Here is a 16,721-nt window from a genome sequence, read left to right on the forward strand (position 1 = left end):
TCTTTAAAATAACATACTACTAAGAGTTGAGAACTATTCTACTACGTATATTAACTTTTGATTGACTTTGTTATATGGTTTAGTTCTTAGCATAGTTTATAATCTTTACTAGAAAGTCTTTTTAGTAATTAAGCATTAAAATACAATTAGATATTCATTTGTAAAATCATTTAAGCTGACACTATATTAAATATTTGGTCGTATTTTTACCTGTGTTGGTTTACCTGTTATAGTTTATTTACTAGATTATAAAAAAGTTATTGTTTCATGCTCGGATAAAATTTTTGATTTTTGTATTTATTTAACAATTATTATTAGTTGATTTAGGTTTTTGTATAAAAGTAAAAATATTGCTATATATAGGAAATAAAAAAGCAGAAAAAAGATGATTATGAGATTTTAAAGATATCAATGCTATATTTAAAGCCTTAGAAAACTTAGCGCTATAGTGGTTATCAGTAGTAAGATTTTGGTAGCTTTTCGTGTGCCTCTTACAGCTTAATGGGCTTTTAGTGAGGTTGCTTTTGCTGGCCTTAATCTTTCAAAAGTACTCTTCTGACAAATTTATTTAGTGGTACCATCAAAAAAAATTGGCACTTTAACTATACTAAAAGTTGATAATTATGAAACAGCACCAATGCATATACCAAACTCGGTATTTCTGAATACTTTGTCAAATGCATATACGCATAGTACAGTTTATAACTATTGATTATAAAAAATATCGATAAAATTACTATTTTTAAACAAAAAAAATTAGAAATAATTAAATCACATTCAAATATTGATCAAAATAAAACTCTAGCAGTCTCATTAGCATCAGGATGTATCAATATTTCTATTTCTGGTAAGTCAGAGGGAAGTTTTGGTAGTAGTGGCATTAATATACAAATTTATGCGATGGTTAATAAAGTTTTTTTAGTGATTTTATAAATGTTCATGATGAAATTTTTATTAAATATTGCTAAAGAATTAAACGACTTAAATATAGAGTCTGCGATAAATCCAGTTACGCTGCTACAAATATTAATAATCTAATCTAAAATACTGAGATTTTTTATATCGCTAATACCCTCTAAACTCATAAGTAGTCTATCAAAGCCTAAAGCAACTCCGGAACATTCAGGAATATTTTCTAAACACTCTAGAAGTTTAGTATCAATATCTAAAAGAGACTTTTGTTGTTGTTTTCTTGTTGCAAGATCATTCTCAAAGCGCTTTAATTGCTCTTTTTTATCTATAAGTTCATAGTAACCATTTGCTAGTTCTATACCATTATAAAAAACTTCAAATCTTGCGGCAACTAATTGATTATTTTTATCATTAATTATTCTAGCTAGAGCTGACTGGTGGACTGTATAGTCATAGATAAAATAAACAGTATTTTGCTGATTGAGGTTTTTTTCTATTTTATAACTAAAAAGAATATCTAAGCAATCTGCTATAGTTGGATTTTTAAAGCCATGAATTTCACCAACATTTTCTCTAACTAGTACTTGTAGTTCAGATAAACAAATATCGTGTGGATTAATGTTACAATATTTTTGAAATGCTTCTTGATAGCTTAAGTAGATAAACTCTAAATTTGCTTTGAGTATAGCAAATAACTTTTGCATTTCCTGCATTAGTTGAAAGTAATCTATATCTACACAATACCATTCTATAATTGTGAATTCATGATTATGTAACTTATCACAAGGTTCATCACGAAAAGCTTTACAAATTTGATAAATACTACCACTACCAGCTGCAAGTAATCTTTTCATTGCATATTCTGGAGAGCTTTGCAGATACTTTTTTCCAGCTAATGTATTTATAACAAATACATCTATAAATGGATCAGTAACCGCATAATCATATGCTAGAGGGGTATCTACTTCTAGGACATCTAAATTTTTGAAAAAATTACGAATCTTTGTAAGATATTCAGCGCGTTTTTTAATATTTTCTAAATTCATTTTATAACTCTAATTTTATTAATATTAGCTAATTCAAATTTACAATAATTATTATTTTCATCTATGATTTTTAGTCTAAGATCTTTAGAAATACCTTTGGTGATACCTTGATAGCTTTGATTAGCATAGTTAAAAATAATTTTTTTATCTAAGATATAATCATAATTAGCTAATTGTGCTAGCGCAGTGGTATCACTTGTATTAAAGCTATAAATAATTCTTTTAACTAAATCAACTATAACCCTAGAGGAGTTTAATTGTTGGTTATTTATGTTTGATAAAGATGTCCATTCGCGATCAATATTTTCATCAGTATTTGTCATATTGACATTAATACCTACACCAATAATAATATCAAAACCATATTTTTTGATATTTTTAGTTTCTATGAGTATCCCAGCAAGTTTTTGATCTTGAAAATAAATATCATTTGGTAATTTTATTTTTAGGTATTGTCGTAGATTTTTGGGTATATATTTTTTGATAGCTACTAAGACCCCTAAGGCTATTTTGATACTTTTAAGTGAATCAGCTGTGATAGCAGAATTACAATGAAATGCTAATGTTGAGTAGATATTATCTTTATCTTCAGAAATCCACTTATCACCACGACGACCACGACCTTTTGTTTGCTTATCTACATAACAAAAGTGATATTTATGTGTCAAATTTGTTGCTAATAAGTAGTCATTTGTTGAATCTATAGTTGGAAAATATTCAATTTTTATATCATCTATATATTGGTTAAGTTGCGTTTTTATGTAGTGATGATTTTTCATTTTTCTATAGTTTTAATATTAAGTGATAGACTTACCTATCTTAAGAATTTTTCTTTTTGTAACTCATAGCAGGCTTTTACATAGTCGCCGATAGCTAGCTGGTCTAGTATTTTATTGTAAGTAGCATTAAACCATATTGTTTTGATTGATGATAGATTTTTATAGCGTAATACTAGCTGAGTATGAATTTTATCTTTACCAATAAAGCGTAAATTTTAAGTCATAAATTGATTACAAAACAAAGGTTTTTCAAATTTTCCGCCAAAAGGTTCTAAAGCATCTATTTTATCTAAAGTTTCTAAGTTAAAATGATGCTTTTCAAGTTCAAGATCATACATGCTAGGCTTGAGAATTATATTTTGCTTAGTAACAAAGTTATTTCGCTTTCAAATAACTGATAGAAGTTGTTTTAAAATCAGATTTTTTATTGTTAAGCCTGCCAGTACCTTTATGACCATCATATTTAATGATTAGTTGTGGTTGTTTAACAGCTATACTATCTATCTAGATAGAGTTTTGATATGAATATTGTCTATGCTTAGTGCTGATCTTTTACGTTTGGAGAAAATAATTACTTGTTTACCAAACATTTCTTTAATTCTACTTGCTGATATGCCATGAATTCTAGAATGACCATCCTCCAGAAGTATACATGAGTTTTTTGCTGACTTAATTTATGCGATTGAGCTATTATGGCTTCTTGAGTAAGTTTTTTTTGAATGTGCGACTTCTAATAAACCAATAACCTTCCTTTAATCTATGACCAATATATGAGCGGATTTTTTCTTTAGCGTAACCAAATATTTTTGTTAAAGCTTCATATAAAATTGCGTGTGAAGTCTGACCATCACAGTCATGATCAGTTTCTAATCCAGTAACTTTATTATTTTGTAGTGCCTGATAGAGTCTTTATACAGCTTTTTCAATATCTTTGAATAAAAATGGTGATGATAAACCTTTGATTGAACCATTTAATATTAGCTCAATATTATCTATTCCTCTTACTTTAGCTGAGATTATTTTTGCCGTAAAAGAATTATAGCCTTTAGCTAGTAGAGTACTAAAGATATTGTTATCAATTTTTTTTGTTTGATTAGCATAGATTTATATCAGCCTGAGCTTTTTTACCTTTCAGATGATTTCTAAACATATTTACACCTGAGATAAATAGCAGACCTAGTGGTATTGCAAAGAATATTCCCCATAGCCCCCATATACCACCAAATATGAGAATTGCCGAAACAACACCTACGGGATGCATATCTAGAACTTCTGAAAAAAGTAGAGGTACTAACAAATTACCATCAAGTGCTTGGATTATAAAAAACACTATCAACATTGATACAAAAGTACCATTTAAGCCAAACTGCAAAATTCCTACCATTACAACAGGAATTGTAATAATTACCATGCCAACATAAGGAATTATTACTGATAAGCCAACTCCAACAGCTAAAAGTACCGCATAGTTTAGATCAAAGTAGGCAAAACCAATATATGTAAGAGTAGAAACGATAATAAGTTCGATTGCCTTTCCTCTTACATAGTCAGCTAGTTTTGGTTTTAGATCATTCCAAACATAGTATAAAGCACCATTTTTTTCTGGTAAAAATGATTTAAACCAATTAATCATTTTTTCTTTATCTTTGAGAAAATAAAAAACCATTAATGGTACTAGAAACAGATAAATTAGTACAGAAAATAAAACTGGTAATGTTGTTGCAGTGTTTTGTAAAATAAAAGAACCAACATTTGAGCTAATTTTTTTCCAATCAATACTATCAAACCAACTTACGATAAAATTTATACGTTCTTCTGTAAGGATTGTAGGATATTTTGCTGATAGTTCCTCTAAACTAGTTTTTAAACTTGATAATATATGTGAAGCTTGTTTTACAAAGTCAATAAGCTGATTAATGATAATTGGTAGTAATATAAATATTAGTGATAGAAGTGCTATCAAAAACATAATATAAACAATGTATACTAAAACTATACGCTTAAGCTTAGTAACTTTTTGTAAAATATTTACAAAAGTATCAAGTAGATATGCAATTACTAGTGCAGCCAGTATTGGAGCTATATAATCACCTAAAAAAGTTAAAATTAGATAAAAAAATAGCATTAAACCAACAAATACTATTGGCTCATTATTTTGATATCTGTTTTGGTACCAATCTTTTATAGTTTTTAAAAGCATTTATTATATAGAAAATTGTCAATTAAAGTGTTGATATTGTAACAGTTTTAGACAATATTTGAATATTTTTAGAGTGTTAAAGTTTTTTATAGGTAATAGATTTATTTTTTAATGGCTATAACTGCTGGAATAATTAGTGCAATGACAACACCGATAATAAGCATCATATCAAAGTTTAAAACTGAAATAGCCATATTATCTATGGGAATAAATCCAACAATTATCGCTACTAAACAGCTAAAGCATCCTAACAAAGCCATTATAATAGTTCCAAAAGAACCCTTCCATATTTCGTATTGACCTTCTTGAAGTGGCGAACTGATTTTTAGTTTTACAGCGGTGATAAACATCAAGATATATGCTATCACTGCTAGTTGTGCAGTTAAATCACTAAGATACCAATATGCTTCATTTACTGATGGCATAAAAATATATGAGAAACAAAATACAGTAAAAACAAGTGCCTGAGTAATAAGTATAGTATCAGGAGCATCATTCTTATTTGTTCTACCAAATATTTGTGGCAAGACGTTGTCATTACTAACAACCATAAAAGCTCTAGATAATCCCATAATCCAGGCCGACGTTGTTGTAAATGCACCAAATATCAGCGTTACTGCGATTATATAAGTCATCCATGGCATATTAATTTGACTAAAGAAGTAGTGGAAAGAAACCATCAGACCTGTAACGATATCAACATCACCAATTTGTAACTGACTACTTACTAATATCACCGCAATATTTAATAAAATCAAAGACCCTAATATTATTGAACCAGAAATTAGTAGGGCACGAGGGAAGTTTTTCTTAGCATTTTTAACATTTGCTGCGTGTATAGCGCTCATTTCTAAACCAAAAAGGCTAAACATTACTGTTATAAATAAAGCCCAGCTACTGATATTCTTACCTGATGGAATAAAGTCAGAAATATTTGGTACAACAAGCTCAGCAGCATGAGATATTGACCATATTATTGCTATTATGATGATAATAAACATTGGTAAAAGTGTACCAATAATGGCACCAAGTGTACTTATTGTACTTGATGTTTTGATGCCAAATAAATTAATTGCTGTGGCACTCCAAAACATCACTAAACTCATTGATATCATATACCATGGATTAGCGACTAATTGATTAGCATCTTGTCCTATTAGCGGTGCTATGACATAAGCAATCACTCCGGCAAAAAAACCGCAAATAGATGGAAACCAAACTAAGTTGTAAACCCACTGTAACCAGATAACTAAAAAACCTAATCTTTTACCAAATGCCTTTTTAACCCAGATATATATACCACCAGTTTCTTGTGAAGAGCCTGTAGACATCTCCGCTGTTAGTAGTGCACATGGAATCAAGAAGAAAATTCCTGCTAAAATATAAAAAGTTATAACGATCCAGCCTGCTTGAGCAGTGATAGAAATATTTCTTAAGCTATCAACAGCAATAATATTTATCATTATTAATCTAATAAGACCAAACTTTTTACTACTAATAATTTGTTCCATTATTTTACTTATTTATTTCTTCAATACCACGCTTTAGTATATACTTAAAGTTATTTTATAACAACTAGAGTGTGTGTTGCTTTTATGAAACGAAAGGTTTTTATTATTGGCCTGATAGTTAGCTTGTTTAATTTGGTATATTCAAAAGATGATTCATACATTTGTGATAATAAAATTCTTAAAACTCCTATCACAGCTACACAAACTAGAACACAGTTAAATTTTACTAACTGGGCAAACTATATATCTCCTAATATAGTACCATGCTTTTCAGAACTATCTAATACTAGAGTCAAGTATATTTATACCTCTGACGATAATATGACTCGTGCTAAAATAATGACAGGATCATCTGGTTTTGATCTAATCGAGCAAGGTGCACTATATCTAAATAGCGAAATAGTATCTAATGCTCTTATCAAACTTGATAAATCAAAGCTACCAAATCTAAAATATCGTAATAAAGTAATTTATGATAAAGTTTCACAGATAAATGATCCAGGTAATAACTATGCTATGGTATATAGTTATGGAACAACAGGGTTAGCGTATAACAAACAAAAAATAGAGCAAAGACTTGGTAAAGACGTGGTTCCTAATAGCTGGAAGTATGTTTTTGATAAAAAATACCTCAAACAAATAGCTCCATGTGGAGTTTCGTTACTTGATGAACCAGAGCAAATATTTGGAAATTATTTTTTCTATCATGGTATTGATCCAAATACGAATAACAAAGCTGCGTATGAAAAAGCAGCTTTAGATATTATTAGAAATGTGCGTCCATATATTAAATATTTTGATAGTAATAAGTATCAAAATGATTTCACTGCAGGTAACCTTTGTTTAGTTATGGGCTATTCTGGTGATGTAGTTAGATCTGTAGAAAGAGCAAAGTCAGTGAATCCAGATGTCACACTTGCGTATGTTATCCCTAAAGAGGGTACTAATATTTGGTTTGATATGCTAATGATACCAAAAGGAGCTAAAGATTTAGATAAAGCTTATGCTTTGATGAACTATATCATAGATCCATATGTATCAGCACAAAATAGTAATTATTTGTATCAACCCAATGCTGTTACGCAAAACAAAAAATATCTAGATGATATATTTGATAATACTAATATCAGACCTACTGATGAGATGATTAAGAAAATGTATGTTCTTAATATCCATGATGCAAAAATGCAAAGCTTTATTAGTAGAATATGGATGAATGTTAAATATGGCATAGAATTTACACCGAAGTATTATAATCCTCAAAAAAATAAATAATTCTTATAAATATTATCTTTTCTTTTAGCTTGATATTAGATTAGTGAAAAATTATATTCAATTTGAAGGGTATTAGCTGTAGCTGATTGGTTGATAATAATGGATGTATTTTGTTTTTATTTTTTAATTTCTGCTAGTATTCTATGATAATTCTTAAAACGAATAAGGTTGATATTACCAAGATTAACTTGTTTGACTATTTCACAACCTTTCGCTCCTTCTCTATGTGAGCAGTTTCTAAATTGACACATTCCTCTGTATTTTTTGAAATCTAGAAAACTATCGAAAAGCTCTTCTTGTGAGATATGCCAAAGTCCAAACTCTCTAATACCTGGAGAATCAATAATATTCGTAGTGTCATTAATTTCATACAGGGTTGAGCAAGTTGTTGTATGACACCCCTTTTTGGTCGAGCCTGGAACCTCAGTTGTGGCAGTGATTTTTTCACCAAGTATTGTGTTTAGTGTTTCAGACTTACCAACTCCAGACTGTCCTAAAAAAATAGCTGTCTTATTAGCAAGAGTATGAACTAACTGATTTATTCCAATGTTATTCTTTGCTGATATATAAAAAATCTTGTAATCTATATTTTTGTATATATCTACAATATTTTGTAGATGTTGTTTATCATCTTGAGACTGATCATCAATCTTATTGATGACTATTATAGGTTCAATATCACTATTGTGGAGAGCAGCTAAATATCTATCAATGTAATGTTCAACTGGAGCAGGTGAATGCGCGAGAATAATCACGGCATTATCAATATTAGCAGCAATATTTTTATTTTTACGCTGATATTGATTTGGACGTGATATTAGATTTTTTCTATCAAGTAGTTTAGTAATTACATAAGTGGAATTTGTGTATTCTAATTCGACATCATCACCAACTGTAAGTTTTCCCTTTAGGTGACTACGCTGTAATGCTGAAACTTTTTCACCAGTGGTGAGCTTCACAGAAATACTACCACCAAAATTTATTATGACTTTTGCTAGCAAAAATTATTAAAAAGTTATTTTTTATAGTTTAAATTATAAGCTTTTTTTATAAAATTGTTAATAATAGTTATTAAGTATATTTGAATAAAAATCGCTTGTTTGTTACTATCGAGAAATTAAGCAAAAAAATGTATTTATGAAAAAAAAGAGTAGGTAATGAAAGAATCAAAAATCTTAGTGTTGATAGCAATTGCAGTTTTTGGAACTACAGCAATGTCTTTTGCAGCAGATGTTGATAAGTCCAATTCAACAGACAAACTATCTCCAGAAGGTTATTGGGTTCAGTTTGATGAGGATAACGATGCTGGTCGTGGTATACCTGAAGGTATTATCCATACATATTTTGCTAAGAACGATAAGTATGGTAAAAAAGGTACACTACAGGTGGAAATCGTAGTGCCGCTAATGTATGTTGATTCATCTGGTAAGCCTACTAAACCAAGGGCTACCTGCTATAATTGTTCTAATGGCTCTTATAATGGTTTTAACTATAGAGGTAAAAATGCACCTTTAGAATGTTTTGTATTTGCAGGTAATATGCAACCAGAAGCTGGAACAGCTGTTGCTAACCAAAAAAGTGATGTTTATAAAAATGGTGGGGTAATAAACCCGAATGATGGTAAAGTTTACTCCTCAGAAGTCCAAGTCCAAGATGGTGGGGATACTATGTTTGCCAAAGCCGCATATATTGTTTGGGGTAAAGAGTTAGGTAGTAAATCTGCGCATTGGAAGAGAATAACAAAAGCTGACTATGAAAAAGTCAAGACAGATTGCGGTGTTACTGCTGATGGTCAGTATACGAATAGTGATACAAAAGTCACAAGCATGTGTACTAATTATCCAGTTGGTCAATTTGGTGTTAAAAGTCCAGTCTAATTAGTTTATATAATTACAAATTTTCTTTATACTATTTTTCTAAAAGTTAATCTAAATAATCTTTAATAATGTTGTGTAAGTTGATTGTTATAATCGTTACTATTTTTGTATTTTCTTTTGCTTATACAGAAGAAGATTGGCAAAATCTCTATGCTACTGGCTATTGGTTGCAGCGAGATAATGTTACAAAAACAAATGTTGCTGTTATTCATGCTTATTATAATCAGTATGGTAATTTAAATGCCAAAGTCTATGTACCATTATCAAATGTTGATGATGACATAATCCATGAACCAATTATTTACTGTGAAAAGTGTGGAAAAGGAGATGCTTATGGTAATATTTATGATTATTCAAGTGGCAAAGATAAATATCAAGGCTTAGAATTTGTTTGGAATGCTAAAAAAACTGACTCTGGAGATCCTGCTAAAGGTAAAGGTCCACTATATACAGATGGTGCGGTTCTAAATCCACATGATGGTAAATACTATCATATAAAAGCTAGAACAATAGAAAATGGTAAAAAGATTTATGTAAGAGCTTACTGGGGTTTTTTAGGTAAGAGCGAGTATTGGCAAAGATTATCTGCTGATCAAGCTGAAAAAATAAAAAAATTATGCGGTTTGACAGCAGATAATGTCTATACCTATGAGGGTAAAAACGGTAAGGTTAACGATAAAAAGCTATTTAAAGAATGTGCCACCAGAAACTTTGTAAGAGATCCTTTATAACAAAAATATGCAACCACAAAAACATGACTACCGTCAAATAAAAATTCTACCAGAGAGTCTAGCTAACCAGATAGCTGCTGGTGAAGTTATCGAAAGGCCATCTTCAGTAGTCAAAGAGCTTATTGAAAACTCTATTGATGCAGGAGCAACTCAAATAACAATTGAAATTCAAGAGGGTGGTAAGTCGCTAATTAGAATTAGAGATAATGGCAAAGGAATTGCACAACAAGATTTAGAATTAGCGTTAGCTCCACATGCAACAAGTAAGATTTATACCCTTGGTGAGCTTGAGGCTGTGGCTAGTATGGGTTTTCGTGGAGAGGCTTTGGCAAGTATTGCTTCAGTTGCTAAGTTAAAGATTATCTCTAAATGTCAAGATGCCCAAGATGCTTGGCAAATTAATAATCATACTAGAGAAGTTATCCCTGCTGCACATGTTACAGGTACAACAATCGAAGTTTGTGAGCTTTTTTATAATACTCCTGCGCGACGTAAGTTTCTTAAAAAAGATAATACTGAGTTTTTATATATTTATGATTTATTCAAGAAATATATGCTTTGCTATTTTGGTGTTGCTTTTAAGCTTATAAATAATGGTAAAGAAGTCAAAGATTTAATTGTAGCTGAAGATGCGCAACTTAAATATAATCGTGTCTTAGATTTGTATAGTCGCGAGTTTATTGAAAATACTATTTATGTAGATAAACAAGTTGGTGATGTTCATCTGTGGGGATGGATAGCCAGTCCAAGATTTAATCGAGCTCGTCCAGATATGCAGAATTTCTATATCAATGGGCGTATAATCAAAGATAAAATTGTTGCTCATGCGATGAAAAATGCTTATAAAGATGTGATGTATGGCAACAGATATCCTGCATTTTTACTTTATTTGGATATTGATTATCGTGAGGTTGATGTTAATGTCCATCCGGCAAAAAGTGAAGTGCGTTTTAGAAATCAAAAATTCATCTATGATTTTCTCTTTGGTAGTGTCAATAAAGCGATAACTACTAGTTCGGATATAAAAATATCCCGTCATCAACAAGTAACTAGTCAAGAAAAACATGCTAGTGATAACAACACGCTTAATATTGGTAATATGAGCTTGAATATTAATATTGAAGATGGAGTAGAGACTAATACAAATCTTCACTTGCTTGATAAAGATTTTGAAAAGCAAACCACAAAACAAAATCAAATTAGTATCTCACACCAGTCAAAATCTAGTGGCTTAGGTCAGGCTATTTGCCAAATCCATGGTATATATATTCTCTCACAAGTTGAGGATGGTGTTGTACTTGTAGATATGCACGCAGCACACGAGAGAATACTGTATGAAGAGATGAAAAAAACTTGGCACGCAGATACTGATAAATTTAAGCAGAATCTATTAGTGCCGCTAACTTGTCAGCTAACTAATAATATAGTTGCAACTATAGAAGAAAATCTAGAAGCCTTTGAAAAGTTAGGTTTTGTAATATCTATAGTTGCTGATGATGTTATACTTGTTAGGGCAACACCAATATATGTCAAAAATAAAGATATCCAAGATTTAATATCAAATGTAGCTACAGAGCTTAGCTCTTCTAGTAAAACAAAAAGTATCGAGTTTTATTTAAATCATATTTTAGCTACAGTATCTTGTCATGCTGCCGTTAGGGCTAATGATAAGCTTAGTATTCCAGAGATGAATCATTTACTTAGACAAATGGAAAATGTTGAAAATTCAGGGCAGTGCAACCATGGGCGACCAACTTGGGTGAAGCTTAATTTTGCACAGTTAGATAGTTTCTTTTTAAGGGGTAGATGAAAAACGACATATATCTAGTTCTTTTTATTTGTGCAATAGTTTCAAAATATATACTGTTCTTAAATTTACTTTATTTAATTAATAATCATTGATTATGATAATCGATACATAGTATCTTTTACATTAAATTTTAACGGCCAAAAGTTAGTGATTTTAAGGATATAACTATAAGGGACTAACTTATGACAGATTATACTAATTCTCAAGGGATTTAAAGCTTAACTAAGAGTTTCATTGGCTAAATTCCTTTTATCTATTAATTAGCTGCCTATTTAGCAAATGTAATTATACCAGGTATGCTCCAAGTAATCGTGATTTCGAAAGTGAATTTTCTATAATTCAAAACTTCATTAACAATTTTTATATTAGGGGTTGTGGTACTATATTACATATTTATAGGACTCATAGCTAACATTATAGGAAGGCGTCCTGTGGATGATATTAGGTTGTTTGTTTTTTTATTAAACACAATTTTTATTATATTTCACCAAATATTAGTTACTTTATTCTTGGGAGATTCTTATAAGATGGTTATGTTTTATAGGTACAATTGGTATGTCATTGTTTAAGAGATATTACTATAAATGGCCAAAGTTGTATGCACCACTTCATATTATGAAGTACGCAGCTTGATTAGTAGGTCCTTTGTTAGGTTAGATTATTGTAGAAATTATTCCATTGGAGAGTTGATTTTTCTAATTCTTGCGTTATTATCTGTCTTGGCCTTAAGGTGTATAATAATAGTGTTATATAGTGCGTCAAGACAAAATACTTAAGCTAAATTTCGTTAAAATTTATCGTAATTACGTTAAGCTTTTGATTTCATTTACATTCTTTATATGTGCTGTAAGTTTAGGCTTTAAAAGTGTTTCTTTTATAGTATGGCTTGGAATACCCCATCTATTCTATTTATAGAAAATTCTCATATTAGCACTATAGAGTATGGTTTATGGAATTTTTTTTTAGTTTTATTAGAAAGCTTTATAATGAGGAATAAAAGTAGAAGTTTCTCTCTAAAGGCACTTATAAAAATAGGCACTGTATTAGCATTAGCTTCATTAATTGTGTTTTGTTTATATGGATTTAGTCTTATGGTTTAGTATAACACCTTTAATAAGATTTACTATTCTCAGCAATTAGAATAGGTATACAGTCAGTAGCAACTAAAGTTTCAGCTGCTTATAAATATACTTGGTGAACAATCACTCTAAATATATCAACATCTCTATTTTCAATAATCAACATACTCATCAGTAGACATCAAATGATTAAAATGAGATAGGTTTTAAAATATGCTTCATTATTTTAAATCTAGAAGTAGACTATAAAGAGCAAGGCGACTATAAATATTTGGATTGCGAAGGCAAGTAGACATTATTTTAAAACTAAATAAACACTGTCATACTTAATAATTTTAATTATTGAATATTATATTACAGCTAATATTTAATTTAAAAAATGAAGAAGTATATTTTACTGATCTAGATTGTCTAAATATTTTTCTGCATCTAATGCAGCCATACAGCCAGTACCAGCTGAAGTTACAGCTTGTTTATAAATATGATCCGCGACATCGCCAGCAGCAAATACTCCTTTGATATTTGTTTGTGTAGCATCTCCAGCTAGTCCTGATTTGACTTTGATATAGCCATTTTCCATCTCAAGCTGACCAGCAAAAATATTAGTGTTTGGTGTATGACCAATAGCAATAAAAACACCAGCGACATCAATTTGAGATTCTTCGTTAGTTTTGATATTTTTTATACGCAGAGCATTAACCCCCATATCATCACCAAGTACTTCTTCTAATGTCGTATCCCAGATGATATTTACATTACCATTCTCTACTTTTCCCATTAGCTTATCAATAAGGATTTTTTCAGATCTTAGAGAGTCTCTACGATGGATTAATGTTACAGACTTAGTGATGGTTGATAAAAATAGTGCTTCTTCAACAGCTGTATTACCACCACCGACTACTGCGACATCTTTATTTTTGTAGAAAAATCCATCACAAGTGGCACATGCAGATACACCTTTGCCCATAAATTTTTCTTCTGATTTTAACCCTAGATATTTAGCTGTAGCACCAGTTGCTATGATTAGAGCATCACATGTATATTGCTCTACTTCACCAACTAGTTTAAAAGGTTTATTTTGTAGATCTACAGCATTGATGGTGTCATAGATTATTTGGGTATTAAACCTTTCTGCTTGTTTTTGTAATTTATCCATTAGTTCATGACCTATAATACCATTAGGCTCACCAGGCCAGTTATCTATATTTGTAGTAGTCGTAAGTTGACCTCCTGGTTGCATACCTGTGATTATCACTGGTTTTAAGTTTGCACGAGCTGCATATATTGCTGCAGTATGGCCAGCAGGACCAGATCCTAAAATTATTAGTTTATGATGATTTGCCATTTTGAGAAAATTGCTTAAATAAAACTATGAGCAAAATTATAGCATAGTGCTTAGCTAAGTAAAATTTATAAGTCTTCTAACTTAGGGTTGGCTTACCTAATTAAGTTAAATTTCCAATCTCTATGGTCAGTATTTGAGTTGTTTTTCCTTAATATAGCAGATTCAATATTTTCTGCTATTTACAATATACTAGCTGTTCGATATTTTTTTAGTAAAGTCCTCAACTAACATATTCTTATGTTGATATACTCCTTTGCATTCATTGTATCTAAGGTAGATCTATTCATTTAAAGAGTTTAATATGAGATCATGAAACAAGTTAAGAATTAAATTTAGCTTATAAGATATTTTATTTCAGCAAAATCATCAATATGAGCAAAGCTCTCTAAAGACTTAAGGTCAATACCATTATGATAGCCATAACTAACTATTACTACTTTTATATTAGCACCTTGTGCACATAAGAAATCACTCATTGAGTCACCAACCATTAAACTCTCATCCGGCTTAGAATTTAACTTATTCATAGCAAAAAGTAATGGTTTTGAGTTAGGTTTATAACTAGGAGTTGTATCACCACCAACAATAATATCAAAATAATCAAGTAGATTTAAATGTGATAGAGATTGTATAGCATCTTCCTCATGCTTATTTGTGACAACAGCCATCTTAATATTTTGCTGTTTCAAGAAGTCTAATGTTTCAAACACATTTGGATATACTTTGCTATTAGCACTATTTAGTGTTTTATAAGTATCACTTACTATTTTGACACCAACATCTGTGATAGATTCAATATACTTTTTATCAGTAAAATCTAATGCCAATACTTTTCTAACAGTAGTAGGATAGCCTTTGCCAATAATATTAGCTAAGACATCTTTGGATACTGGTTTAAGTCCAAAATACCTACGCATAGTATTTGTTGCGACTGTTAGATCGCCTACTGTATTTACAAGCGTTCCATCTAAGTCAAAAAATATGTTTTTTATCATAAGCTAAATAATAAGTTATTTTATAAACAAAATTATATATCTTTAAATTCAAAAAAAAATAAGTGATTCAAAACTTATTGATATGACTAATTTTGTTATTAAATCGTTAGTTTAGAATAGATTTACTTATCAGTTTGTGTTTTTTTGTAGCTATTTCATTAGTTTGACTAATTTAAATTTCTAAAGTGTAGAGCGACTATCTCGTCAAATTTTCTTAGAAGCAGAACAATGAATATTTGTTACTTTTGTACTAATCTAATATTTCTCTTACATTCTTCTAATTGATGCCATCACCTGGCATTACTTGTATTTGGCTACTAAATTATTGTTGCAGCAACTTTAAAGTTTCTAAACCTTTTATTACATTCATAGCAGTTCCTGATGTCAGGATTCTATTGAAACCAGAGTAATTATCTCTTGTGTAGATTTGTATATATCCGTAGTTAGATCAGTAACTCTATGAAAAGTTAGCTCTTTTGTAAGTTTAATAATAAATGGTTTTTAAAAAACTCCTGATCTACTTTATTATCTTTTGTTAATGCACCAATAACACCATCGACATCAAGCTTAAGCATAGTTTTTAGATTAACAAGCATAATCTGTTGATCTAATTGATCGCAATAAAATATCACTACCGCGATAGCGAATCATAGCTTGTAGAGTGAGCCTTTAAAATTAGTTTTAGCAAATTTTACTAGGCTAGGTGATGTGGTTCCCTAAACACTTAATGCTGAACAAAGTCCCAATCTATAAGCACCAGCTTGTGTTGTGCATTTAGGATTGATTGTGAGTTATCTGCACAGATTTCTAAGTTATCATTATTTAAGAAGTTTCACAGAGTTATATCCATATTATAGCTAGTTGCTTTTAAGAAAGTCTATTATAATAATGTTTTGCTATTTACTGGGTAAGTTATAGCATAATACTTTTTTCATGGCAGTCCTTCGACACTAGTCATGCAAAACTGCCTAGAACTTATGCTATCGTAGTTTAAAATAAATGGAAAATAAAAAACAACCAAGTCATTTTGAACTAGTTTTAAAATCTCAAGAAATTTAGCTATAATTATTTGTGAAAAAAATATTTTATTAATAAGTTATTGATCGTATATTTGGGTGGTAGTGCTCTAAAAGCAAATATTGAGTTATACAATATATAGTT

General features: G+C 30.1%; 11 protein-coding genes and 3 pseudogenes. 5 read left to right on the forward strand and 9 right to left on the reverse strand.

Annotated features, from left to right (window positions below; genetic code table 11):
- The first annotated feature begins 13 nt into the window (after positions 1-13).
- Positions 14-1,038: pseudogene (locus FSC845_RS10080) on the forward strand (mechanosensitive ion channel protein MscS).
- Here the strand turns inward: FSC845_RS10080 and epmA are convergent.
- From epmA to gadC, 5 genes and pseudogenes are all read right to left on the reverse strand, one after another.
- Positions 1,035-1,958, reverse strand: coding sequence for an EF-P lysine aminoacylase EpmA (epmA, locus tag FSC845_RS04580; RefSeq protein WP_064460912.1), 924 nt, complete (start codon positions 1,956-1,958; stop codon positions 1,035-1,037). The pseudogene FSC845_RS10080 and the gene epmA sit on opposite strands and share 4 nt — an antisense overlap.
- Positions 1,955-2,737 carry a biotin--[acetyl-CoA-carboxylase] ligase gene (locus tag FSC845_RS04585; protein ID WP_064460913.1) on the reverse strand — a complete coding sequence of 261 codons (783 nt, stop codon included), beginning with the start codon at positions 2,735-2,737 and terminating at the stop codon, positions 1,955-1,957. The genes epmA and FSC845_RS04585 overlap by 4 nt, the downstream gene beginning before the upstream one ends.
- Positions 2,738-2,772: 35 nt before the next feature.
- Positions 2,773-3,837: pseudogene (locus FSC845_RS08890) on the reverse strand (hypothetical protein).
- A complete protein-coding gene (locus tag FSC845_RS04595) occupies positions 3,831-4,937 on the reverse strand; it encodes an AI-2E family transporter (RefSeq protein ID WP_064460914.1) in 1,107 nt (368 codons plus the stop codon). Before FSC845_RS04595 ends, FSC845_RS08890 begins: the two are co-directional and overlap by 7 nt.
- A gap of 101 nt (positions 4,938-5,038) precedes the next feature.
- Entirely contained in the window at positions 5,039-6,448 is a 1,410-nt protein-coding gene (gene gadC, locus FSC845_RS04600) for a glutamate transporter GadC (RefSeq protein ID WP_064460915.1), read from the reverse strand.
- An 84-nt stretch (positions 6,449-6,532) separates the two neighbouring features.
- On the opposite strand from gadC, the gene FSC845_RS04605 reads away from it, so the two are divergent.
- Positions 6,533-7,723: a polyamine ABC transporter substrate-binding protein gene (locus FSC845_RS04605; RefSeq protein ID WP_064460916.1), complete on the forward strand. Its 1,191-nt coding sequence runs from the start codon at positions 6,533-6,535 to the stop codon at positions 7,721-7,723.
- A gap of 116 nt (positions 7,724-7,839) precedes the next feature.
- Here FSC845_RS04605 and rsgA read toward each other — a convergent pair whose 3' ends face one another.
- Positions 7,840-8,724, reverse strand: a complete 885-nt coding sequence (rsgA, locus tag FSC845_RS04610) for a ribosome small subunit-dependent GTPase A (protein WP_064460917.1) — start codon at positions 8,722-8,724, stop codon at positions 7,840-7,842.
- A gap of 156 nt (positions 8,725-8,880) precedes the next feature.
- Here rsgA and FSC845_RS04615 point away from each other — a divergent pair, with 156 nt between their 5' ends.
- The 3 genes from FSC845_RS04615 to mutL all read left to right on the forward strand — a co-directional run bounded on the left by FSC845_RS04615 (position 8,881) and on the right by mutL (position 12,141).
- Positions 8,881-9,600: a DUF2147 domain-containing protein gene (locus FSC845_RS04615; RefSeq protein WP_064460918.1), complete on the forward strand. Its 720-nt coding sequence runs from the start codon at positions 8,881-8,883 to the stop codon at positions 9,598-9,600.
- 68 nt (positions 9,601-9,668) lie between these two features.
- Positions 9,669-10,331, forward strand: a complete 663-nt coding sequence (locus FSC845_RS04620) for a DUF2147 domain-containing protein (protein WP_064460919.1) — start codon at positions 9,669-9,671, stop codon at positions 10,329-10,331.
- A gap of 7 nt (positions 10,332-10,338) precedes the next feature.
- Positions 10,339-12,141, forward strand: coding sequence for a DNA mismatch repair endonuclease MutL (gene mutL, locus FSC845_RS04625; protein ID WP_064460920.1), 1,803 nt, complete (start codon positions 10,339-10,341; stop codon positions 12,139-12,141).
- A 1,473-nt stretch (positions 12,142-13,614) separates the two neighbouring features.
- Here mutL and trxB read toward each other — a convergent pair.
- The 3 genes and pseudogenes from trxB to FSC845_RS04645 all read right to left on the reverse strand — a co-directional run.
- Positions 13,615-14,565, reverse strand: a complete 951-nt coding sequence (trxB, locus tag FSC845_RS04635) for a thioredoxin-disulfide reductase (RefSeq protein WP_064460922.1) — start codon at positions 14,563-14,565, stop codon at positions 13,615-13,617.
- 332 nt (positions 14,566-14,897) lie between these two features.
- Entirely contained in the window at positions 14,898-15,560 is a 663-nt protein-coding gene (locus tag FSC845_RS04640) for an HAD-IA family hydrolase (RefSeq protein ID WP_064460923.1), read from the reverse strand.
- Between the two features lie 207 nt (positions 15,561-15,767).
- Positions 15,768-16,365, reverse strand: a pseudogene (locus FSC845_RS04645) (copper homeostasis protein CutC); the annotation flags it as partial.
- Between the last annotated feature and the right edge of the window lie 356 nt (positions 16,366-16,721).

The organism is Francisella persica ATCC VR-331, from assembly GCF_001653955.1.
GTDB lineage: Bacteria > Pseudomonadota > Gammaproteobacteria > Francisellales > Francisellaceae > Francisella > Francisella persica.

Coding starts and splice junctions, on each gene's coding strand:
- epmA (WP_064460912.1), bottom strand. CDS start 1,958: ATGAATTTAGAAAATATTAAAAAACGCGCTGAATATCTTACAAAGATT.
- FSC845_RS04585 (WP_064460913.1), bottom strand. CDS start 2,737: ATGAAAAATCATCACTACATAAAAACGCAACTTAACCAATATATAGAT.
- FSC845_RS04595 (WP_064460914.1), bottom strand. CDS start 4,937: ATGCTTTTAAAAACTATAAAAGATTGGTACCAAAACAGATATCAAAAT.
- gadC (WP_064460915.1), bottom strand. CDS start 6,448: ATGGAACAAATTATTAGTAGTAAAAAGTTTGGTCTTATTAGATTAATA.
- FSC845_RS04605 (WP_064460916.1), top strand. CDS start 6,533: ATGAAACGAAAGGTTTTTATTATTGGCCTGATAGTTAGCTTGTTTAAT.
- FSC845_RS04615 (WP_064460918.1), top strand. CDS start 8,881: ATGAAAGAATCAAAAATCTTAGTGTTGATAGCAATTGCAGTTTTTGGA.
- FSC845_RS04620 (WP_064460919.1), top strand. CDS start 9,669: ATGTTGTGTAAGTTGATTGTTATAATCGTTACTATTTTTGTATTTTCT.
- mutL (WP_064460920.1), top strand. CDS start 10,339: ATGCAACCACAAAAACATGACTACCGTCAAATAAAAATTCTACCAGAG.
- trxB (WP_064460922.1), bottom strand. CDS start 14,565: ATGGCAAATCATCATAAACTAATAATTTTAGGATCTGGTCCTGCTGGC.
- FSC845_RS04640 (WP_064460923.1), bottom strand. CDS start 15,560: ATGATAAAAAACATATTTTTTGACTTAGATGGAACGCTTGTAAATACA.